The 20534-nt window shown below is 67.3% G+C and carries 20 protein-coding genes; 12 read left to right on the top strand and 8 right to left on the bottom strand.

Features of this window, described 5'->3' with window-relative positions:
* Nucleotides 1-34: 34 nt before the first annotated feature.
* Nucleotides 35-1012, top strand: coding sequence for a class I SAM-dependent methyltransferase (locus tag K7711_RS08160; protein WP_222966209.1), 978 nt, complete (start codon nt 35-37; stop codon nt 1010-1012).
* Nucleotides 1013-1034: 22 nt separating this feature from the next.
* Nucleotides 1035-2204 (top strand): THUMP-like domain-containing protein, encoded by a 1170-nt coding sequence (locus tag K7711_RS08155; protein WP_222966207.1) that lies wholly within the window; start codon nt 1035-1037, stop codon nt 2202-2204.
* Between the two features lie 21 nt (nt 2205-2225).
* Here K7711_RS08155 and K7711_RS08150 read toward each other — a convergent pair whose 3' ends face one another.
* Nucleotides 2226-3596: an outer membrane protein assembly factor BamB family protein gene (locus K7711_RS08150; RefSeq protein WP_308014540.1), complete on the bottom strand. Its 1371-nt coding sequence runs from the start codon at nt 3594-3596 to the stop codon at nt 2226-2228.
* Nucleotides 3597-3820: 224 nt separating this feature from the next.
* On the opposite strand from K7711_RS08150, the gene K7711_RS08145 reads away from it, so the two are divergent.
* From K7711_RS08145 to K7711_RS08110, 8 genes are all read left to right on the top strand, one after another.
* Nucleotides 3821-4591: an acyltransferase gene (locus K7711_RS08145; protein ID WP_222966840.1), complete on the top strand. Its 771-nt coding sequence runs from the start codon at nt 3821-3823 to the stop codon at nt 4589-4591.
* A gap of 55 nt (nt 4592-4646) precedes the next feature.
* Nucleotides 4647-5189 carry a DUF1697 domain-containing protein gene (locus tag K7711_RS08140; protein WP_222966205.1) on the top strand — a complete coding sequence of 181 codons (543 nt, stop codon included), beginning with the start codon at nt 4647-4649 and terminating at the stop codon, nt 5187-5189.
* Between the two features lie 263 nt (nt 5190-5452).
* Nucleotides 5453-7099: a M4 family metallopeptidase gene (locus K7711_RS48355; RefSeq protein WP_222966203.1), complete on the top strand. Its 1647-nt coding sequence runs from the start codon at nt 5453-5455 to the stop codon at nt 7097-7099.
* Nucleotides 7100-7175: 76 nt separating this feature from the next.
* The gene (locus K7711_RS08130) at nt 7176-7901 is read left to right on the top strand and encodes a hypothetical protein (protein WP_222966201.1); all 726 of its coding nucleotides are present in this window, start codon (nt 7176-7178) and stop codon (nt 7899-7901) included.
* 137 nt (nt 7902-8038) lie between these two features.
* Nucleotides 8039-9400, top strand: coding sequence for a TIGR01777 family oxidoreductase (locus K7711_RS08125; RefSeq protein ID WP_222966199.1), 1362 nt, complete (start codon nt 8039-8041; stop codon nt 9398-9400).
* 622 nt (nt 9401-10022) lie between these two features.
* On the top strand, nt 10023-10628 hold the full coding sequence (locus K7711_RS47400) for a lipocalin family protein (RefSeq protein ID WP_308014539.1): 606 nt from the start codon (nt 10023-10025) through the stop codon (nt 10626-10628).
* A gap of 115 nt (nt 10629-10743) precedes the next feature.
* Nucleotides 10744-12069 (top strand): cryptochrome/photolyase family protein, encoded by a 1326-nt coding sequence (locus K7711_RS08115; RefSeq protein WP_222966195.1) that lies wholly within the window; start codon nt 10744-10746, stop codon nt 12067-12069.
* A gap of 72 nt (nt 12070-12141) precedes the next feature.
* Nucleotides 12142-12570, top strand: a complete 429-nt coding sequence (locus K7711_RS08110) for a nitroreductase family deazaflavin-dependent oxidoreductase (protein ID WP_372460107.1) — start codon at nt 12142-12144, stop codon at nt 12568-12570.
* A 9-nt stretch (nt 12571-12579) separates the two neighbouring features.
* On the opposite strand, the gene K7711_RS08105 is transcribed toward K7711_RS08110, so the two are convergent.
* Nucleotides 12580-13248 (bottom strand): TetR/AcrR family transcriptional regulator, encoded by a 669-nt coding sequence (locus K7711_RS08105; RefSeq protein ID WP_222966191.1) that lies wholly within the window; start codon nt 13246-13248, stop codon nt 12580-12582.
* Between the two features lie 99 nt (nt 13249-13347).
* Between K7711_RS08105 and K7711_RS08100 the strand changes: the two genes are divergently transcribed.
* Nucleotides 13348-14052 carry an SDR family NAD(P)-dependent oxidoreductase gene (locus K7711_RS08100; protein ID WP_222966189.1) on the top strand — a complete coding sequence of 235 codons (705 nt, stop codon included), beginning with the start codon at nt 13348-13350 and terminating at the stop codon, nt 14050-14052.
* A 58-nt stretch (nt 14053-14110) separates the two neighbouring features.
* Here K7711_RS08100 and K7711_RS08095 read toward each other — a convergent pair whose 3' ends face one another.
* Nucleotides 14111-15403, bottom strand: a complete 1293-nt coding sequence (locus K7711_RS08095) for an NAD(P)/FAD-dependent oxidoreductase (protein WP_222966187.1) — start codon at nt 15401-15403, stop codon at nt 14111-14113.
* A gap of 111 nt (nt 15404-15514) precedes the next feature.
* Here K7711_RS08095 and K7711_RS08090 point away from each other — a divergent pair, with 111 nt between their 5' ends.
* A complete protein-coding gene (locus K7711_RS08090; RefSeq protein ID WP_040826745.1) occupies nt 15515-16372 on the top strand; it encodes a LysR family transcriptional regulator in 858 nt (285 codons plus the stop codon).
* A gap of 3 nt (nt 16373-16375) precedes the next feature.
* Here the strand turns inward: K7711_RS08090 and K7711_RS08085 are convergent, their stop codons facing one another.
* The 5 genes from K7711_RS08085 to K7711_RS08065 form a co-directional block, all read right to left on the bottom strand.
* Nucleotides 16376-16996: a GTP-binding protein gene (locus K7711_RS08085; RefSeq protein WP_222966185.1), complete on the bottom strand. Its 621-nt coding sequence runs from the start codon at nt 16994-16996 to the stop codon at nt 16376-16378.
* Nucleotides 16971-17321, bottom strand: coding sequence for a DUF742 domain-containing protein (locus tag K7711_RS08080; RefSeq protein ID WP_040826457.1), 351 nt, complete (start codon nt 17319-17321; stop codon nt 16971-16973). The genes K7711_RS08085 and K7711_RS08080 overlap by 26 nt, the downstream gene beginning before the upstream one ends.
* A gap of 11 nt (nt 17322-17332) precedes the next feature.
* A complete protein-coding gene (locus tag K7711_RS08075; RefSeq protein WP_040826456.1) occupies nt 17333-17740 on the bottom strand; it encodes a roadblock/LC7 domain-containing protein in 408 nt (135 codons plus the stop codon).
* On the bottom strand, nt 17740-19233 hold the full coding sequence (locus K7711_RS08070) for an ATP-binding protein (RefSeq protein WP_222966183.1): 1494 nt from the start codon (nt 19231-19233) through the stop codon (nt 17740-17742). Before K7711_RS08070 ends, K7711_RS08075 begins: the two co-directional genes overlap by 1 nt.
* A gap of 326 nt (nt 19234-19559) precedes the next feature.
* Nucleotides 19560-20519, bottom strand: a complete 960-nt coding sequence (locus K7711_RS08065) for an electron transfer flavoprotein subunit alpha/FixB family protein (RefSeq protein ID WP_222966181.1) — start codon at nt 20517-20519, stop codon at nt 19560-19562.
* Nucleotides 20520-20534: the final 15 nt, after the last annotated feature.

Genomic DNA, 20534 nt, shown 5'->3' with positions numbered 1-20534 from the left:
ATGGGCACGTGAGGCTCGGCTACCCTTTCCGATCATGACCGCACGTCCTGCCGACCCCGCGCCGAACCCGCACGCCACCGAGGCGCAGGTCCAGGCCGCACTTTCCGACAACAAGCTCGCTCAGGTCCTCTACCACGACTGGGAGGCCGAGACCTACGACGACAAGTGGTCGATCTCGTACGACGAGCGTTGCATCGCCTATGCCCGTGGTCGCTTCGACGCCGTGGTCCCCGATGCTCCGCTGCCCTACGAGCGCGCGCTCGAACTCGGCTGCGGCACGGGTTTCTTCCTGCTGAACCTGATGCAGTCCGGGGTGGCGAAGGCCGGTTCGGTGACCGATCTGTCGCCCGGCATGGTCAAGGTCGCCACCCGCAACGGCCAGAACCTGGGCCTGGACGTCGACGGCCGGGTCGCCGACGCCGAGACCATCCCGTACGACGACGACACCTTCGATCTGGTCTGCGGTCACGCTGTGCTGCACCACATTCCGGATGTCGAGCTGGCGCTGAAGGAATGCCTGCGCGTGCTCAAGCCCGGCGGCCGCTTCGTGTTCGCCGGTGAGCCGACCACGATCGGCAATTTCTACGCCCGCAAACTGGGCCAGATCACCTGGAAGGTGACCACCGAGGTCACCAAGCTGCCGTTCCTGTCCGATTGGCGGCGTCCGCAGGAGGAACTCGACGAGTCCTCCCGTGCGGCGGCCCTCGAGGCCGTGGTGGATCTGCACACCTTCGATCCCTCGGAGCTCGAGAACATCGCGCGTCGCGCGGGCGCGACCGAGGTGCACGCCGAGACCGAGGAGTTCGCCGCGGCGCTGTGGGGCTGGCCGGTGCGCACCTTCGAGGCCGCGGTGCCCGACGCGAAGCTGACCTGGCGTTACCGCATGGCGCAGTACCGGGCGTGGCTGGGCCTGAGCAAGCTGGACGAGAAGGTGCTGCGGCACGTCGTGCCCCGGCAGTTCTTCTACAACGCGATGATCACCGGCGTGAAGCCGGGCGGCGCGGGAAGGTAATGCGACCGGGCGGGGTGCTCTAGTGGCGTACCGCTTCACCCGTGCGGATGTCGCGTATCTCGGGGACTCCGCCGGTCGGGCGGCGCTGGCCGAGGTGGATCGGCTGACGTTGACCACCGCGAGTCTGCTCGGCGATCTCGAGCGGGTGCGGCGCGATCACGGTGATCGTGCCGCCGCGCTGGTGGAAACAGTGCGTCTGCGTCGCCGGGCCGCGGCGAAACTGGCCGACGCGCAGGACTGGCTGTTCACCGACGAGGCATTGCAGCAGGCCACGCCGAGTGTGGTCGCGCGGCATCGGGCTCGTCGGCTGGCCGGGCGCACGGTGCATGATCTGACCTGTTCGGTCGGTGCGGAACTCGCTGCGCTGCAACAGGTTTGTCCCGCGGTGATCGGCAGTGATCTGGACGAGGTGCGCCTCGCGATGGCCGCGCACAATCTCGCCGACGCCCGGAACGTCCTGCTGGCGCGGGCCGATGCGCTCGTTCCGTGCAGTACCGGGACCGTCGTCATCGCCGATCCGGCCCGGCGCGCGGACGGCCGCCGCACGCATGATCCGGCGAAGCTGCAACCACCGCTGCCGGATCTGCTCGATGCCTACCGCGGCTGCGACATCGCCGTGAAATGCGCTCCCGGACTGGATTTCGACCAGTTCACCGAATGCGAAGCCGAGGTCGTCTCCCTCGACGGAGCGGTGCGCGAGGCGTGCCTGTGGTCACCCGGACTGACCGAACCCGGCGTCACCCGCCGGGCGACGGTGCTGCGTTCGGACGGCGGCTCCTGGACGCTCACCGACGCCGCCCCCGACGAGATCCCCGAACGACCGCCAGGGGAGTGGATCATCGATCCGGACGGCGCGGTGGTGCGCGCCGGTCTGGTGCGCCACTACGCCGCCGAGCACGGCCTGTGGCAGCTGGATCCCCGCATCGCCTACCTCACCGGCGACCGTGTCCCGGCGGGGATACGCGGCTTTCGCATCCTGGACCGGTTGGACCTGCGCGAGAAGACGTTGCGCGCCGAACTGCGCCGCCGGGACTGCGGCCCGCTGGAAATCCTCACCCGCGGCGTGGATCTGGACCCTGACGCCCTGCGTGGACGCCTCAAACCCCGTGGGAGCGTTCCGTTCACCTTGGTGATCACCAGAATCGGCCGCACACCGACGGTATTCCTCTGCCGGACGCCTCCCGTGCACTGATCGGGGCCTGTCCGTCTGTGGCTACGTCTCCGGTTCGAAGACGTAGATCTGCCCGACGCGGGAGGTCACCACGACCTCGCCCTTCTGGCCGACCGAGGTTCCCGTGGTGGTGCCCTGAGCACCGGGCAGCACGGCCGAGGCGATGGTGGTGCCGGTGCGGGTGTCGAAGGTGACCAGATTCAGCGCATCACCGATCGGGGACACCACGTATCCGGTGTCGCCCGCGGTCTGCGCGGGGCGACCGCGCAATTGCAGATCCTTACGCTCCCAGGCGATCCGGGCACTGTCGCCGTTGTCGTGCAACGCCATCAGATGGCCGTCGTCACCGCCGGGAATCAGCAGGCCGTCGTCATCGGAGACCGCGCCGCGCGGCGTGAAGCCCAATGGCTGCGCCCATTTGGTGTGCCCGTTCTCGGCCTCGACGGCGATCAGCCGACCGCTGTTGTCGCCTACGTAGACGGTCTTGCCGTCGGGGGACAGCGTCGGGCTGGTGGCGCTGCCGTCGGTCAGGATGTCGGCGCTCCAGTCCTGCTGAATTCGTTTGTCCGCGTAGCGCAGTGCCACGAGCGACGCGTTCGCCGATCCACGCTGCCACACGGTCACGTAGAAGCGCTCGGAACTCGGATCGATGGCCGAGACGTTGGCCACCGGACATTGCGGACCGCCCGAGCCGCAGTCGTCGAGGCCGTCGCCGTCGGCCGGGCGCGGCAGGTTCGGATGTGCCAGGAAGTCGGGTTCGCCCAGGAGCTGGAACGAGGGGACCGTGCGATCGCCGGTCTGCCGGTTCAGCACGTCGACCTGACCGGACTGGGTGATGGTCAGCACATTGCTGTCACCGGTGAACTGCACCGAGACCGGCACACCGGCCACGGGCGTGCGCCAGCGCGGCTCGCCCAGCGAGTTGATCGAATTCACCCCGCCGTCGTCGCCCACGTAGACGTTGGCCAGTTCGTCGACCGCCGACACGGAGTGGATCGCATTCACGCCCAGCGGATTACAGAACCGTTTGCGGCCCGTGGGCATCTGGAACGAGAACAGTGCACCGACGGCGCCCGGAGCGCCGACGCAGGCGTTGTCGATTCCGGTGGTGACGAACAGTTGCCCGTCCGGTCCGACCGTGGTGGGCGTGAGAGCGGGCCCGCCGATCGGCCTCGACCAGCTCAGCGTCAGATGCCGCGAACCGGTGACCGTGGTCGTGCCGCTGTTGCGCCCGTCGTGGAAGGCCGAGGGCCAGCCGTGGCCGGGTCCCACCGTGATGTCGTCGAGCGTCGTCCCCCCGCAGCCGCTCAGGGTCAGCACGCCGACCGCACCGAGGGCCGCGGCGGCACGAAATGCCGGGCGGCGCACAATGGTACGGAGAACGTGCGCGGGTCGCCGGATGCTGGTACGCACCTGACCTTGTCTCCCCTCTGCTCGTACGGGCTTGCACGAGACTAACCGTCCCGGCGAGCGGGTGGTGTGCCGCCTCACGCAGTGCGCCCGCTTCGGGGGATTTCCGCGCCCGGCCAGGGTAGGGGATCCGGTCGATTTCGACCGAAAGTACCCTGGTAGCTCGACGACGACACCGCGGGACGAGAGGATCGCCCGATGGACTCGAGGAGCACTTCGTGACGAGCATGTGGGGCGCACCGTTGCGCTCGCGTTGGCGGGGTTCGCGCCGCCGGGATCCGGAGCAGGCGCGTTTCCTGACCGTGGCGTCGCTGCGCTGGGTACTCGCCAATCGGGCGTACACACCCTGGTATCTGGTGCGGTACTACCGGTTGTTGAAATTCCGCCTGGCCAATCCGCACATCGTGCTGCGCGGCATGGTCTTCCTGGGCCGTCGGGTCGAGGTGCATGCGACGCCCGAGCTGGGGCGCATGGAGATCGGCCGCTGGGTGCACATCGGTGACGGCAACGCGATCCGCTGCCACGAGGGTTCGCTGCGCATCGGCGACAAGGTGGTGTTCGGCAAGGACAACGTCGTGAACACCTATCTCGACATCGAGATCGGCGCGTCCACGCTGGTGGCGGACTGGTGCTACATCTGCGACTTCGACCACAAGATGGACGACGTCACCATGCCGATCAAGGATCAGGGCATCGTGAAGGGCCCGGTGCGCATCGGCCCGGACACCTGGATCGCGGCGAAGGTCACCGTCCTGCGCGGCACCCGCGTCGGCCGCGGCTGTGTCCTGGGCGCGCACGCGGTGGTCAAGGGCGACGTCCCGGACTACAGCATCGCGGTCGGCGCCCCCGCCAAAGTGGTCAAGAACCGCAAGGACGCCTGGGATGCGGCCGCCGATGCGCGCGCCGCCCACGCTGCCGCGCTGGCCGATATCGAACGCAAGAAGGCGGCCGACGGAGATGCCGCACAAGTGGAATCTTCCAGTATCGGCGCGTCATAGGGCGGCTGGCCGCAGGAGGGTGAATCTGTCGGTGGCGGGCGGTAGCGTCTGAGCCATGAACCGATACGCCGCTCTGTTGCGAGGAATAACTCCGAGCAATCCCGCCATGCGCGGGGAGAAGTTGCGCGGCGTGTTCAGCGGTTTGGGTTTCGAATCGGTCGGCTCGGTGCTGGGCAGTGGCAACGTCGTGTTCAGCAGTGCGGAATCCGATTGTGCCGCATTGGAATCGCGGATTCAGCAGGGATTGTCCACCGAACTCGGTATCGGTGGCGGCACCCTGATCCGCTCCCGCGCCGAGTTACAGGCTCTGATCGAATCCGATCCGTTCTCGGGTCTCACGCATTCGCGGGAGACCTATCTGATGGTGACCTTTCTGAAGGATGCCGATAATCCCGGTCTGGGCGCCGAACCGCCGCCGCATCTGGCCGACCAGGTGAAGATCCTCGGGTACGACGAGCAGGTCCGGGCGATTTTCGCGGTGATGGACAACAGCACGCCGGGTACGCCGAATCATATGGTCTGGCTGGACAAGACCTTCGGCAAACAGGTCACCACCCGTACTTGGGCCACGGTGCACAAGATTTTCGCCAAGTTGTAGGGGCTCGGCGATACCCTCCGGCGATCCTTGCGGATCCAGGGGCACATCGGGAATGCCGGATCATCCGATGAGCGCACACAGTCGATGAACTGATCAGGTGAATACCGAGAGAATTCGTCTCGGGGGACCGCAATCGAAATGGATTGCAAAAAAACGAATTTGTCGGAAGACGTTTTCTCTCGGTAGTTCGGTGGTGATCCGTTGTCGGGGATCGCTCGACGCATGCCGGGTTTCTGCGTCGTCATCGAGTAGTAGGGGGATTCATGAGGGTTTCGATCGCTGCCCTGTGCGCGGTTGCGGTACTGGCATCCGTTCCGGCGGCTGGACCTGTATCGGCTCAGCCGCCCGCCACGCCCGCACTTGTGGCCGCGCCCAAGCGAATTCACCGCGATGCGGCCGGATCTGTGCGTCAGGTCGTCCCGGATCGGCCCGTCCCGCGGGCGGGTGCGTCCGGCGGTGATGCCGACGCGGCTCTCGCGCACACCGCCGCCGTCGAGCGCCTCTTCGGTGCGACCACATCGGGGAAATTGGTGGTGCAGAAGGTTTCTCGGCGCGGTCGGGGCAGTACTGTGCGGCTCACGCAGTCGATCGGTGCGGTGCCCGTCTACGGCGCGGCCGTCGCACTGGCCCTGCAACCGGACGGGGCATTGCTCTCGGCGAGCGGCGCACTCGCCGAACACATCTCGGGCCACTTCCCCGCCGGCCGGACGACGCCCCCGGCGAGTGCCCGGGACCGCGCGATCACCACCGCCATCGCACTCGCTCGTGTCCCGGCGAGCGCGGTGCGGGTGCGGGGCGGGGCGGCGGTCTGGTTCGATCCGGAGCTGACCGGCAGCGGTCCGGACAAGACCGCGGTTCCCGCGTACCGGTTCGAGGTCACGGCAGCCGGGGCCGGATGGCGGATATTCGTCGCGGCGGATTCGTCCGGCGCGGTACTGGACGCTTGGCAGACAGGCGCGAATCTGACTCGGGTGGTGTGCGATGCGAATTTCCACGGTGCGGAGGCGGAGCTGGGCATTCCGTGCGGCGCGGATGGATCGTATCCGGTCGTGCGCGCCGAGGGGCAGGACCGCGTGCGCGGAAACGACGATGCGAACAAGGTCTACGACTGGATCGGCGATACCGAGAAGTTCTACGCGCGCTACACCGATCTGGGCAGCCTCACCGATCTGATCGGCATCGATGCGCACGACGGCCGCGGCAAGGCGTTACGCGCGCATGTCCGGGTATGCCCCGATTCCTGCCCGTACGCGAACGCATTCTGGTCTGATGCCGAAGGGTTCGTGATGGGCACCGCGGTGCTCGGGCCGGACGTCGTCGCACACGAGCTGACCCACGGCGTCACCGAGAAGACCAGTGATCTGGACTACCTCAACGAGTCGGGCGCGATCAACGAATCACTGTCCGACGTATTCGGCGAATTCGCCGAACTGACCACTCGTGCAAAGCATTCCGCCGAGGATCGCTGGAAGATCGGCAACGGGACGCAGGTGGGCGTCATCCGGGATATGAAATCTCCGGCCACTGCGGCCGATCCGCAACCGGAGACCTACCGTGGGCCGGGGTGGGCGCCGGCCACGTACTCCGATCGCAATCGGGTGCCCGATCTGGGTGGCGTGCACATCAACAGCGGCGTCGGCAACAAGCTGGCCTTCCTGATCACCGACGGGGGAACCCTCGGCCGCCGGAAGATCCGGGGAATCGGCCTGGAGAAGGCTGCCGCCCTGTACTGGACCGTGCAGACCGAGCTGTACTCCAGCGCCGACTATCCGGCCCTGGCCAACACATTGCTCACGGCTTGCCACGACGCCGTCCTGGAGAAGGACGCCGACTTCACCGACACCGATTGTCAGCAGGTGCGCACCGCCGTCGAGGCGGTCCGCATCCCCCTCCGCGAGGACCGCGCCTGAGGGCCGACCGCCCTCCGTCATCGCCGGTGTCGCAGGACCACGGCTTGCTAACATCCCACTACTGAGAGGACCCACAGTGACCGCGCCGCTCGAGATCAGGGTGACCCACTTGGAACACATCACCGTCGCCACCACCGGCCGCCTCGACAAACTCGAGGTAACCGTAGCCACCAACCACGACAAGGTGCTCGAAGAATTCGGCCGAGTCCACGGCACCCTCCAAGAAATGCGTCAGGAGTTCGCTGTCGTGCACGGTGAGCTGGCGGGGATGCGTCAGGAGTTCACCGTTGTACATGGTGAGCTGGCGGGGATGCGTCAGGAATTCACTGTCGTGCACGGTGAGCTGGCGGGGATGCGTGAGGAATTCACTGCTGTGCACGGTGAGCTGGCCGGTGTGCGTCAAGAATTTGCTGTCGTGCACGGTGAATTGGCGGGGATGCGTCAGGAGTTCGCTGTCGTGCACGGTGAGCTGGCCGGGATGCGTCAGGAGTTCGCTGCTGTACACGAAGAACTCGCTGGTATGCGGGAGAAGTTCGAGGACGTGGATCGGCAGTTCGCTGCTGTGCACAAAGAGCTTGCCGGTATGCGGGAGAAGTTCGCTGATGTGGATCGGCAGTTCGCCGCTGTGCACGAGGAACTCGCGGGTGTGCGTGGAGAGCTCGATGCCATGCGAGCGGAGTTCCGGGCGGTGAACGCCAGGCTGGATCGGCACGATGCCATGTTCCGTGAACAGGGTGAGTTGATGCGGGCGCACGGCGATCTGTTGCGGGAGATTCTCGATCGGCTCCCAGCCAGGAATTGAGCAGGTACGGCTCCCGGCTGGGGTCGGGAGCTCTCGCCTGGCGACTGCATCGGAGGTCGGGCGGCGGCAAGCTGATCGTTGCCGGGCGGGGCGGGTGAATGAGCCGGATTCCGCTCTCGGATGGTTAGGCTCGGTTCGTGGGCATCGAATGGTCGAGTGTCGTCGCTGTGCCTCGTCACGAGGTTTTCGCCTGGTTCGAGCGTCCGGGGGCGTTCACTCGGCTGGCTCCGCCGTGGCAACCGGTCGGGGTGCGATCGGAGGCTCGGTCGCTGGCCGATGGGCGCGCGATCCTGGGACTACCGGGCGGGCTGTCCTGGGTGGCACAGCATCGTTCGGCGGATTACGACCCGCCGCATCGGTTCGTGGACGAAGTAGTCACCAGCGGGCTCACCACGCTGCCCGCCGGACTGCTGCCATGGCGGCACACCCACGAATTCGAGGCTCTGGACGCGGACCACACCCGGGTGGTGGATCGCGTCGATTCCCCGGTGCCGGAGTTCGCCCTGCGGCCGATGTTCGCCTACCGATCTCGCCAGCTGTCCGATGATCTGGCGGCGCATCGACGCGCGGCCCAGCACGGCCTGGCGCCGTCGGTCGTCGCGGTCACCGGTGCGCGCGGACTGGTCGGGGCCGCGCTCACGGCGATGCTCAGCACCGGCGGTCATACCGTGATCCGCCTGGTCCGCCGCGCACCGTCCGGTTCCGGCGAGCGCCGGTGGGATCCGTCCGATCCGGACCCGGCACTGCTGGAGGGGGTGGATGCGGTGGTGCATCTGGCGGGAGCCTCCATCGCGGGCCGGTTCACCGCCGCGCACAAGCGTGCCATCGCCGACAGCCGGATCGAGCCGACGCGGCGACTCGCCGACCTGGCCGCCAGGTCCGGGGTGCGCACCTTCGTCTGTGCCTCCGCGATCGGCCTGTACGGCGCCGACCGGGGTGCGGAGCAACTGACCGAGAACAGTTCGCGCGGTACGGGTTTCCTCGCGGATCTGGTCACCCGGTGGGAGTCCGCCGCCGAGGCGGTCGCGGATCGCATTCGGGTGGTTACCGTCCGCACCGGGATCGTCCAATCGCCGCGCGGCGGCACACTGCGGCTACAGCGTCCGCTGTTCGCGGCCGGACTCGGCGGACGCATCGGCGACGGCCGCCAATGGCTGTCCTGGATCGGCATCGATGATCTGGTCGACATCTACCACCGGGCACTGTGGGACACGGAGCTGACCGGGCCGGTCAATGCCGTTGCGCCCCAACCGGTCACCAATGCCGACTATGCCCGCACCCTGTCCCACGTGCTGCATCGCCCCGCCCTGCTCCCGGTCCCCGCATTCGGCCCGGCCCTGCTCCTGGGGAGTGAGGGCGTCCGCGAACTGGCCGTCGCCAGCCAGCGCGTGCAACCTGCCCGATTGCAGGCCGCCGGACACCGATTCCGCACTCCCGAACTGGATTTCGCCCTGCGCCACATCCTCGGACGCACGCTCGACAACCAGACTCACGACTGATCCCGGACCGACGCAGCGAACCGGCCCTGAGGCGAGTGGGGCACTCGCCGTCGAAGCGTTGAGCCGGTCCCACTTCCCGGACGAGCGCGAAGTAGTGTGCCACCACCGCGAACCGGGCTCGCGGACAACCGATCATCCTGCGGCAGAAGACTTGTCGAAGGCCGGACGATCGGAACCGGGGCAGGCGGCGAACACGGGGATCCTCAGGCTGCTGTGTTCCGAAGGAGGCGGGAACACCGTGATCGGTCGCCGGATTCGGCGACCGGATGATGCGACCGGTGCGAAGGCGGCGATCAGTCGAACGCATCGATTGTGCATCGATGGATCGATGTGGCCCGACATGGGTCCGCGCCGGTCAGCTGAGCGCGGTGAGGGGTGCAGCCGGATCGATGAGGGTGTGTATTTCGGCAGGAAGTCGGACGTATGCTCAGTTCGGCCCTCCAATATGGACCGCCGAGTCAACGTTGAGGCGAGCTCGTGTCGAGGAGGCCAGGGCCGTGGATTTCTGTGGGACCGCAGCGCGACCGGCGCAGGCATCACCAACATCGGTTGCGACTTTTGCATCGTTCATGCATCGAAAGCTTGCTACAGTGGGTATCTAGTCGATTCGAAGGAGAACGGTGTGATCACCGATCGACCACAGTGGCTCGGCCGTTTCGCCGGCGCGCTCGGCGTCGCAGCGGCTGCCCTCGCGATCATCGCCCCGCCGGCGTCCGCGGCCCCGCCCGCGCCGGTGCCGCGCCTCGACCTGCAGCGGTATCTGGGCACCTGGTATCAGCTCGCCGCCGTGCCGCAGTACTTCAACCTCGTCTGCGCCCGCGATACGCGAGCTGTCTATGCCCTCGACGCCCGCGGCGACGTATCGGTGCACAACAGCTGCACCACCTGGAACGGATCGTTGAACCAGATCGCGGGAACCGCGACCGTGACCGATCCGGCGACCGATGCCCAACTGCACGTCAGCTTTCCGGGGGTGCCGACCCAGGACCGTCGCGAGGGCCCAGCCAACTACATCGTGACCGCGCTCGGTGCCGACTACGACTGGGCGTTGGTGACCGATCCCGCGCGGATATCCGGTTTCGTGCTCTCCCGCACGCCTGCGCTCGACTCGGCACACTGGGCCGCGATCCGCGCCGCCATCACCGCGGCGGGCGAGAACAGCTGTATCTATCTGACCTCGCCCACGACGGGCGGGCTCGGCACGATCGCTCCGCTGTGCTCGGTCTGACCGGTGGGCGCCGAGGGTATCCGGATGTCCGACGCGATCTCGAAAGGGTAAGTGTGTCAAAGATTTTCCTGTCCACCGCTCGATCCGGAGATAGCTGCTCCGGAGGTGGGAGCCGATGACGGTCACGGTTGCGCTGTTCACCCGCGATCTGCGCGTGCACGACAACCCGATGTTGCGTGCGGCCTGTCGCGAGGGCGCTGCGGTCGTCCCGCTTTTCGTTCTGGACGACCGGATCATCACCCGGGAACCGGTGTCGCCCAATCGGATCCGGTTTCTGCTGACCGCCCTGAGCGAGCTGGACGACGAACTGCACGCCCTGGACGGGCGCCTGGTGATCCGGCGCGGAGATGTCCTGGACGAGGTGGACAAGGTGGTCGCGCACACGCACGCCGAGAGCGTGCACATCGCCGCCGACGTGAGCTGGTACAGCCGCGAGCGCGAGCGGCGGCTGCGCGAGCGGCTCGCGCGCCGGGATTGTCTGCTGCACGCGCATGACGACTCGGTGACGGTGGCCAAACCCGGCGACCCGTCGCCCGCCACCGGTCGCGGCCATTTCGCCGTTTTCACACCGTATTTCCGGCGGTGGATGGAGACGCCCGTGCGCCGACCACTCGCGCCGCCGCCGCGGTTCGTGGTGCCGCCGTTGCACGGTGCCGAACTGCCGCGGCCGCAGGAGTTGTGTGCCGAACCGGGCTCGCCGCAGATGTCTGTGGGCGGCGAGACCAGCGGTCGCAAGCTCATGAAGCAGTGGCTGTCCGGCCCGATCCGCGAGTACGACTCGATGAGCGACGACCTCGCATCCGACGCGACCTCGCATCTGTCCGCGTATCTGCATTTCGGCTGTGTCTCCGCGACCGAGCTGGTGCATCGGACCGACACCTCGACCCCCGGCGGCCACGCCTTCGTACGTCAGCTGGCCTGGCGCGATTTCCACCACCAGCTGCTGGCCGATCGGCCGGAGGCCGGGTGGACCGACTACCGGCGCCCGCCCGCCGGATGGCGCGACGACCCGGACGCCGTCGAGGCATGGCGTAGCGGTCGCACCGGATATCCGGTGATCGACGCCGCGATGCGTCAGCTGGTGGCCGAGGGGTGGATGCCGGGCCGGGCCCGGTTGATCGTGGCCGCATTCCTGACCAAGACGCTGCGGATCGATTGGCGTATCGGGGCCGCGCATTTCCGGCGCTGGCTGATCGACGCGGATGTGGCCAACAATCAGCTCAACTGGCAGTGGGCGGCGGGCACCGGCACCGACACCCGCCCGAACCGGGTGCTCAATCCGCTCCGTCAGGCCGAACGGCACGATCCGGACGGGGAGTACGTGCGCCGCTGGCTTCCCGAACTGGCGCAGTTGTCCGGCGCCTCGGTGCATACGCCGTGGCGGTCCGGTATCTCGCACTCGGTGTATCCGGCCCCGATCGTCGAGGTCAACGGTATGTAGTTGGCCCCCGCGCCGATCGATCGTCGCCGCGCCGACCCGATATCGGCCTCACCTGGCGAGATATCGGGAAGGATGGTTCGCATGAGCGACTGGAATGCGAATATCATCGCCGAGTTCCGTGCCAACGAGGGACGTGTGGGCGGGCCGTTCGAGGGTGCGCCGATGTTGCTGCTCCATCATCGCGGCCGCAAGAGCGGACGTGAGTCGGTGACTCCGACGATGTACATGGCCGACGATCAGGATCCGGATCTGGTCTACGTCTTCGCGTCCAAGGCGGGCGCGCCGACCAACCCGGATTGGTACTACAACCTCACCACCGCGGGATCCACGCAGATCGAACGCGGTACCGAGACCTATCCGGTCACCGTGGCCGAGGTCACCGGCGCGGACCGGGACCGGATCTTCGACGAGCAGGCCGGCCGCTATCCGGGTTTCGCGGAGTACGCGGAGAAGACCGCGGGCATCCGTACGATTCCGGTGCTGTCGCTGCGCCGCGCCTGACCCGACCGGCTACCCGAATCGCATTGCCGTACGCAGGATTTCCTGGTCCAGCGGCGGCCCCGGCAGGGGATGCGCGGCCTCGCTGCGCAGCCCGTCGAGCAGGATGCCGAGGTGCCGCCGCCAGGCGTCGGGCGCCTGCTCGCGTACCCCCTCGGTCGCCCGCACGGCCGACCATAGCAGCAACCCGATATCGGCGACCTCGACATCCGCGCGCAACGCACCGGAATCCCGCACCCGGGCGACCAGTTGATGAAACAGGCTGTGGCCCTGATGTTTCGCGATCTCAATGGGGCTGTCCGGCGGTAGGGAACGCACGCAGATATCGGTGAATCCGCGGTCGCGGGCCTGCCACGAGCCCAGCGTGGTCAGATGTTCGACCAGCCCCGTCCACGGATCCGCGGCCCGCAGTGCCGCCTCGGCGCTGCGCACCGACTCCCGCACCTGCTCCAGCAGTGCTTCGCCGATCAATTCCTCGCGGGTCGGGAAGTGGTTGTAGAGCGTTCCGATGCTGACTCCGGCATCGCGGGCGATCGCGTTGAGCGAGGCATCCAGTCCGTCGGTGGCGAACCGGCTGCGGGCCGCGACGACGACCCTGTCCCGATTGTCGCGGGCATCCCGGCGGCGCGGACGCGTCGATGCGGCACTCGCGATAGTTCCTCGTTCGACCGCGTCCACCATGACTTCAGCCTAACAAGTTGAACGCCCTCTCGACTTCGAGCTAAGTTGAGAGGGTGCTCAAATTGAGCGCCTTCTCAACTTCAGTGAAAGGAACTCGCCATGCCTCATCTGGCAGTGTTCGGCGCAGGTCCCGCTCTCGGTCTGTCTGCCGCGCGCCGCTTCGGCCGCGCCGGGTACTCGGTGACGCTGATCGCGCGCAACGGCGACACACTGGACACGCTCCGGCGGAGTCTGGCTGCCGACGGCATCGCCGCGGATATCCTGCTGGCGGATCTGACCGACGACGCGCAGGTGGATACCGCCCTGACGAATCTGCGTGCCCGCCATGGCATTCCGGATGTGCTGCTCTATTCGCCGGGCGGCGTCGAACGCCTCCCGGTGGACGCGCTCGCCCTCGATGCGGACACCCTGCGAACCTGGCTGCCGCTGAATCTGACCACCCCCGTCCGCATCCTGCACGCCCTGTTGCCGGAGATGGTGCGCCGCGGATCCGGCGCGGCGCTCGTCGCTCAGGGCAGTTCCCTGCATGAACCGCAGTCCGCGCTGGCCAGTGTCGGGATTCCGCAGTCCGGTCTGCTCAACTACCTGCGCTCGGCGGCTCAGCAGGTCCGCCCGGCGGGGGTGCGCGTGGGTAGTCTGCAGATCAGCAGGCTCATCGAGACGAGCGCGGCGCAGCGGTTGTACGACTCCGGGCATTTCGCCTCGGTGGAGCCGAACGAGGTCGAGCGGGTCGAGCCCGATGCGCTCGCCGACGCGCTGTTCGAGATGGCGACGACCGATACGGAGGTGGAACGCGCTGCGTGAGAGTCCGTCGCAGACGACGAGACCCTCCGGTCGATACCGGAGGGTCTCGGGGGAGTGGCTAGGCCGCTCGTCGTTGTTCGGCCGCGGGTTCGGCGGTGACCTTCTCGGTCTCGGCGAAGCCCGGACGGCCGGTGCCGATGAAGGCCACCAGCCACGACGCGACCGCGATGAACCGGTTGCGGAACCCGACCAGGTAGAACAGGTGCACCGCGAGCCAGGTGGTCCACGCGATGACGCCGGTGAACTTCAGCTTGTCGCTGACCTTGGTGACCGCGCTGAACCGGCTGATCACCGCCATGGATCCCTTGTCCCAGTAGACGAACGGGGTGCCGGGCTGCTTCTTGCGGCGGATGATGTCCGCGACGTGGCGGCCCTCCTGCATCGCCGTGGGCGACTGGCCCGGATAGCCGTTCAGCGAGGTCATATCGCCGATGGCGTAGATGTCGGCGTGGCCGCCGACGGTGCAGTCCTGGTTGATCAGCAGTCGCCCGGCGCGGTCGGTCTCGCAGCCGGTGGCCTCGGCCAGCAGTCCGGCGAATCCGCCGGCCGCCACACCCGCCGACCACACCACGGTCTCGGCGGCGATGCCCCGCTCGACGCCGTCCTTGGTCTTGACCGTCACCTTGCCGTCATCGATATCGGTGACGAACGTGTCGAGCAGCACCTCGACGCCGTTACGGGTCAACGATTCCCGCGCGTATTCCGACAGGCTGCCGCCGAACGGGGGCAGCACGGCGCCGGCGCCCTCCACGAGGGCGACCGAAATCTCTTGGTGGTAGTACCTTTTCGCGAGTTCCTTGAGCTGACCGGCGACCTCGACACCGGTCGGCCCGGCGCCGACGACCACGAAGCTCAGCAGCCGCTCCCGGGTCTGCTGGTCGGCCCCGGCGGCGTCGGCGAAGACGCGCTCGATCTGCGCGCGCAGCCGGCGGGCGTCGTCGATGGTCTTGAGCGAGTAGGTCTTCTCGGCGAAATCGTCACGGCCGAAATAGGACTGGTTGGCTCCGGTGGCCGCGATCAGCGACCCGTAGCGGATCTTGCGTGCGCCCTGCTCGGTCTCGTAGGTGAGCACCGCGGCGTCGGCGTCGATCTCGACGACCTTGCCCAGCCGCACATCCGCACCCTTGTGCCGACGCAGCACCTGCGCGATCGGCGGGGCGATGTCTGTGGCCGGGAGCACACCCGTCGCTACTTGGTACAGCAGCGGCTGGAACAAATGCTCCGGCGTGCTCGAGATGAGGACGTAATCAACCCCCGACTTGTTCAATTGCTTCGCGGCGGCGAGCCCGCCGAAGCCCGATCCGACGATGACGACATCCGCGGCTTCGATACCCGCATCCACGTTCTGCATGACAGCCTCCTTCTGTCATTAGTAAACGCGATCCGGAAGGAGACTGTTCCACGGGTCAGGGCGCATAATTCAGATGACTCTTATCTGGATCTTTCATGAATGGAGTTCGTGATGGAACTACGGCAGCTCTCGTACTTCGTCGCCGTCTGCGAGGAGCTCAGCTTCAGTAGGGCGGCTTCGCGGTGCTTCATATCGCAATCGGCTATCAGTCACCAGATCGCCAGACTCGAACATGATCTTGGCGTACAGCTCTTCGAACGCTCCACGCGATCGGTCGTCCCGACCGACGCAACCGCTCGGCTACTTCCGCTTGCGAAACAGATGCTGAGTCTGGAATCGGCCATTCGCGCAGCTGTGCGGGCATCCGGACCGCGGATTCGCCTGGCCGCCAATATGTCCTTCGCAACAAGATCGCTGTCGGCCATCGCCGGGGCGCGCGACGCGCATCCGGGGGCGGAGATCGAGTTCGTGATCAAGCCGTTCCGGCAGCGCATCGCCGCGGTAGCAGATGGCGATTGTGATCTTGCTCTCATCCGTGGCAGCGTCGATCAGCCCGGTCTGACGGTCGAACAACTGTGGGTGGAGGACCTCGAGTTGGCCGCCTCGACATCGCATCCGCTCGCCGGACGCGAGGACGTCACACTCACCCAGTTGGGTAATTACCCGTTGTTGCTGCCGCCGGAACAGGAACAGGTGCTGCTGCACAACGTGGTGCGCTCCGCGTTCGCGGATCTGCCGGTTCGGCCCACCTTCGGCCCGCCGATCCCGCCGGATCACACGGCGACGATGGAACTGATCAATCGCCCGGACGCGTGGACCATCCTGTACGCGAACAGTGCCGTCGAGGGGATCGCCCGATTGAACCTGGCCGGGAACCCGCTGCGGATACCGGTGTCCTCGGTCGTGCGCAGTGATGTGCGGCCCTCACCGATTCTGGTGACGTTGCTGGCCGCACTGCACAGCTCGTGAGCTCTAGCCGCGGATCTCGACGCGGTGGAAGAGATGTTCGACCAGGGTGATCAGTGAACGCAGACAGGTGCCGCGGTCGCGCGCGTCCAGGGCGGTCAGCGGTGTGCCGGGCTCGAGGTCCAGAGCGTCGCGGATCTCGCTGAGCGGATACCGCTGCGAACCCTCGAACTCGTTGACCGCGACCGAATACGGCACGCCACGTTCCTCGAGGACCGCGAGCACCTCGTCGGCCTTGTCGATGCGCCGGGTGTCGACCAGGACCAGCGCGCCGAGCGCGCCGCGGGACAGTTCCTCCCACAGCGGGATGAACCGCCGCTGTCCCGGCGTGCCGAAAAGGTACAGCGCCAGTTGCGGGTTCAGCGTGATGCGGCCGAAATCCATTGCCACGGTGGTGGTTACCTTGCCGGGCAAGCCGGCCATATCGTCGATGCCGACGCTGGCCTCGGTGATGGTCTCCTCGGTGCGCAGCGGCCGGATCTCGGACACGCTGCCCACGAACGTCGTCTTGCCGACGCCGAAATTACCGGCGACCAGTAGCTTCACCGACCGGGTCACGGTCTCGGGCACATAGTCGACGGTGCGGTCGGGGACCGCAGACTCAGACGGCGAGAGCGCGGAGCCCATTGAGTACCTCCTCGAGCAGAGCAAGCTCCGGCACGGATTTCGCCGGGGCCGGTGTGGCCAGGTGGCCGCTGTCCAGCAGGTCGGATGCGAGGATCTTGACCACCGAGGGTGGTAGATCCAGGTAGGCGGCGATCTCGGCCAGCGAGAGCACGCGGCGTCGATTGCACACACCCAGGACCCTCAAGGCATCCGGGCTCGCGCCGGGTGCTGGATCCTGAGCTGCGACGACGAGGGTCACCAGGTCGAGTTCTCGACTGGGACGCAGACGACCGCCTGTACGGACATACGAACGCACCAGATCCGGGTCGCGCCGGTGGTTACTCATGTCACCGGCCGCTAGTGCTGGCGCGGAAGGCTACCGAGCTCCCGGCCGACCCGGCCGGCGAGTTCGTTCATCCTGTGGGCAACCATGCTGACGTCGACCTCGCTGGTGGTCGACACGCCGATCAGGGCGCCCTCACCGGCCGCGGTGATGAAGATCATCCCGTCGTCGTACTCGGTCATGTTCTGCCGCACCGCATTCGCCGTACCGCAGAATTCGCCCAGGGCCTTGCCCAGCGAACGTAGCCCGGAGGACGCGGCGGCGAAACGCTCCGCGTCGTCGAGGCTGATGGCGCCCACATGGGCGATGCGCAGACCGTCTTCGGAGAGCAGGACGGCGAAGCGAACGCCGGGAACGTGGAGATCGTCGAGCATCCAGGCCAGTTTGTTGCCGTCTGTGACGGCTGTACCGGGTGTGCCCATCAGGATGTCATCCCTTCGCTGTGTTCGTCGAATGCGGCGCGGCCGCTCTGGGAACCGCTGTGCCACGCGGTCGCGATCTCGGGGCGGGGCAGCGCGGTGGTTTCGGAGACGGTGCCGTCCTCGGCGCTGGCCAGTCGCGCCACGCTGGAGACCGAAACGGTCCGGCGACGGCGGCGCGGCAGGCCGCCCGGGGTGATCTCGTGCACGGTCGAGGTGGTGACGGGCTCCGGATCCTGCATCGACACCGGCTCCGGCTCCCTGATCTGGGCGGGTGCGGGCATCGGCGGATTCGGTTGCGCCGCAACGGGTTCCACGGGTACGGGGGCGGACACCGCCGGTACCGCCGGCTCCGCGGCGGGTTGATCGGTGTTCTTGCGTTCGGTGAGCAGGGTTTCGGGAACGAATACCATGGCGCGCATACCCCCGTACGCGTTGGGGCCATCGACGTAAACGCTGAAGCCGTAGCGTCGGGCCAGGGCGGCGATACCGGGCAGACCGACTCGGGGTGCGGGGCCGAGTTGGTGGATGTCCACGGCGCGCTCGCCGGCCAGGATCTGCCGAGCCTCTTCCATCTGCTCGGCGTTCATCCGCACGCCGGCGTCGTCGATGATGATCGTGACGCCGTGATGGCCTTCCTGGAAGCTGACGTCCACGAAGGAGGTCGGCGGCGAGTAGCGCAGCGCGTTGTCCAGCAGGGTGGCCAGGGTGTGCACCAGCGGCTCGACCGCACGGCTGATCACCACCCGGTCGAGCTGTCCGGGCCGGACTCGGGTGTAGTCACGCACACGGCCGATGGCGCCGCCGACGATGTCGGTCAGCGACTGCTGGGGCCAGCGGCGACCGGGCAGACCACCACAGACGATCACGTAGGACTGCGCCTGACGGATCATCTGCTGGACGTTGTGGTCGATGCGGGAGAGCGTCTCGTAGACCTCGTCGCCGCGGTGGCGGCGCAGCGCGTCGCTGACCACCTGGCCGACGTCGGCGCCCAGGCTGACCACCGACGTGCCGAACGAGCGCACCGCGGCACTGGTGGCCTCGTGCGCACCGGCCTGGACGTCGTTGCGGACCTTGTCCGCTTCCGCGCGGGCAGCCTCGATCTCGGCCCGCCCGGCGCTTTCGGCTTGCGAAATTGCTTGCTGCGCTTCAAATTCCGTCTCGTGACGGGTTCGGTCGCGGGTCTCGGCCTGCACCATGTGCAGATCCGAGATGTAGCGCTCGGCCAGCCCGCGCAGCAGGCGGGGGAAGCGCTCGTTGCCGGTGGGTAGTTCCACCTGGCTGTCCGAATGTCTTGTGGACTCGACCGCGAAGGGCATCGTCGTGGTGACGAAATACTCGAGCTCGTCCTCGCGCGAGGTGACCTCGCGGGCTGCGGTCTCGGCGCGTGCGCGCTGCTGGGCCGCATAGTAGACCGCGTAGACCGCCGCGCAGACGGCCAGGAGGAGCACCACGGCGAGGATCCACGAAATCGTCACGGCAGTAGATTGATTCATCAGGTTTCCTCTTGCCGGGTGTCCGGCCGCCTCGCCTTCCTCAGCTCGTCGGTCGCGTCTTGCCCGCGACCGGATCATGCCTGTCAACTTCTCTGGAACCGGGCAGGCGCAGGCCTGCCCTTGAATGCTGGAAATGCCGCCGGGACAGGCGATCTCGCGACGGCAACGCCGATGCGGGACCCGACCACTCCCGTAACCCGACGCGGGCCAACATTAGCAGTAATTCAGGATGACAGCGACCGAACCGTTACAAACTCTTGTGATCGAAAACAACAGTGGCCCCGGCTGTTTCCAGCCGGGGCCACAGTAGTGCAGGTCCGAACGGACTAGCCCTTGTGGGTCTTGACCGCTTCGGTCAGCTGCGGGGCGACATTGAACAGGTCGCCCACGATGCCGTAATCGCTGATCTCGAAGATCGGGGCTTCCTCGTCCTTGTTGACCGCGACGATGGTCTTCGAGGTCTGCATACCCGCGCGGTGCTGGATGGCACCGGAAATGCCCAGTGCGACGTAGAGCTGCGGGGAGACCGTCTTACCGGTCTGGCCGACCTGGAACTGACCCGGGTAGTAACCCGAGTCGACCGCGGCGCGCGAGGCGCCCACCGCCGCGCCGAGGGCATCGGCGAGCGGCTCGATGACCTTGTGGAAGTTGTCCTCGCTGCCGACACCGCGGCCACCGGAGACCACGATGGTGGCCTCGGTGAGCTCCGGCCGGTCGCCGCCGACCACGGGCTCGCGGGAGGTCACCTTGGTGACGCCCTCTTCCTGCGCGGGAACCTCGACGCTCACCTTCTCGCCGGCGCCGGCCTGCGGGGCGGCCTCGATCGCGCCCGGGCGCACCGAGATCACCGGCACGTCGCCGGTGGCCTTGGCGTCCACGGTGAACGCGCCACCGAAGATGGAGTGCGTGACGATGCCGTCCGACTTGACGTCGATGACGTCGGTGAGCAGGCCCGAACCGATGCGGGCGGCCAGACGACCCGACACCTCCTTGCCTTCGGCGGAGGCGGCGACCAGAACGGCTGCCGGGGCGGCCGATTCGCTCAGGCCGGCCAGCACGTCGACCTTCGGGGTGACCAGGAAGCCGTCCACGTCGTCGGACTCGGCGACGTAGATCTTCTCGGCGCCGGCCGCGGCGAGCGCGTCGGCGAGCTTGTCACCGGTGCCGGCCGGGCCGAGCACGACCGCGGCCGGGGTGCCCAGTGTGCGGGCGGCGGTGAGGAGTTCGGTGCTGACCTTCTTGACCGCACCGTCGGCGTGCTCCACGAGCACGAGTACTTCTGCCATTGTTCTCTTCTCCTG

It is taken from the genome of Nocardia coffeae (genome assembly GCF_019890715.1).
Classification (GTDB): Bacteria; Actinomycetota; Actinomycetes; order Mycobacteriales; family Mycobacteriaceae; genus Nocardia; species Nocardia jiangxiensis.
The sequence above is the reverse complement of the archived record's forward strand: the minus strand, read 5'-3'. Positions and strand labels throughout refer to the sequence as shown.

What these genes read in the sequence shown, in the direction of transcription:
- K7711_RS08160 (WP_222966209.1), top strand. Translation starts at nt 35, where the DNA reads ATGACCGCACGTCCTGCCGACCCCGCGCCGAACCCGCACGCCACCGAG.
- K7711_RS08145 (WP_222966840.1), top strand. Translation starts at nt 3,821, where the DNA reads ATGTGGGGCGCACCGTTGCGCTCGCGTTGGCGGGGTTCGCGCCGCCGG.
- K7711_RS08140 (WP_222966205.1), top strand. Translation starts at nt 4,647, where the DNA reads ATGAACCGATACGCCGCTCTGTTGCGAGGAATAACTCCGAGCAATCCC.
- K7711_RS48355 (WP_222966203.1), top strand. Translation starts at nt 5,453, where the DNA reads ATGAGGGTTTCGATCGCTGCCCTGTGCGCGGTTGCGGTACTGGCATCC.
- K7711_RS08115 (WP_222966195.1), top strand. Translation starts at nt 10,744, where the DNA reads ATGACGGTCACGGTTGCGCTGTTCACCCGCGATCTGCGCGTGCACGAC.
- K7711_RS08110 (WP_372460107.1), top strand. Translation starts at nt 12,142, where the DNA reads ATGGTTCGCATGAGCGACTGGAATGCGAATATCATCGCCGAGTTCCGT.
- K7711_RS08105 (WP_222966191.1), bottom strand. Translation starts at nt 13,248, where the DNA reads ATGGTGGACGCGGTCGAACGAGGAACTATCGCGAGTGCCGCATCGACG.
- K7711_RS08100 (WP_222966189.1), top strand. Translation starts at nt 13,348, where the DNA reads ATGCCTCATCTGGCAGTGTTCGGCGCAGGTCCCGCTCTCGGTCTGTCT.
- K7711_RS08095 (WP_222966187.1), bottom strand. Translation starts at nt 15,403, where the DNA reads ATGCAGAACGTGGATGCGGGTATCGAAGCCGCGGATGTCGTCATCGTC.
- K7711_RS08090 (WP_040826745.1), top strand. Translation starts at nt 15,515, where the DNA reads ATGGAACTACGGCAGCTCTCGTACTTCGTCGCCGTCTGCGAGGAGCTC.
- K7711_RS08085 (WP_222966185.1), bottom strand. Translation starts at nt 16,996, where the DNA reads ATGGGCTCCGCGCTCTCGCCGTCTGAGTCTGCGGTCCCCGACCGCACC.
- K7711_RS08080 (WP_040826457.1), bottom strand. Translation starts at nt 17,321, where the DNA reads ATGAGTAACCACCGGCGCGACCCGGATCTGGTGCGTTCGTATGTCCGT.
- K7711_RS08075 (WP_040826456.1), bottom strand. Translation starts at nt 17,740, where the DNA reads ATGGGCACACCCGGTACAGCCGTCACAGACGGCAACAAACTGGCCTGG.
- K7711_RS08070 (WP_222966183.1), bottom strand. Translation starts at nt 19,233, where the DNA reads ATGAATCAATCTACTGCCGTGACGATTTCGTGGATCCTCGCCGTGGTG.
- K7711_RS08065 (WP_222966181.1), bottom strand. Translation starts at nt 20,519, where the DNA reads ATGGCAGAAGTACTCGTGCTCGTGGAGCACGCCGACGGTGCGGTCAAG.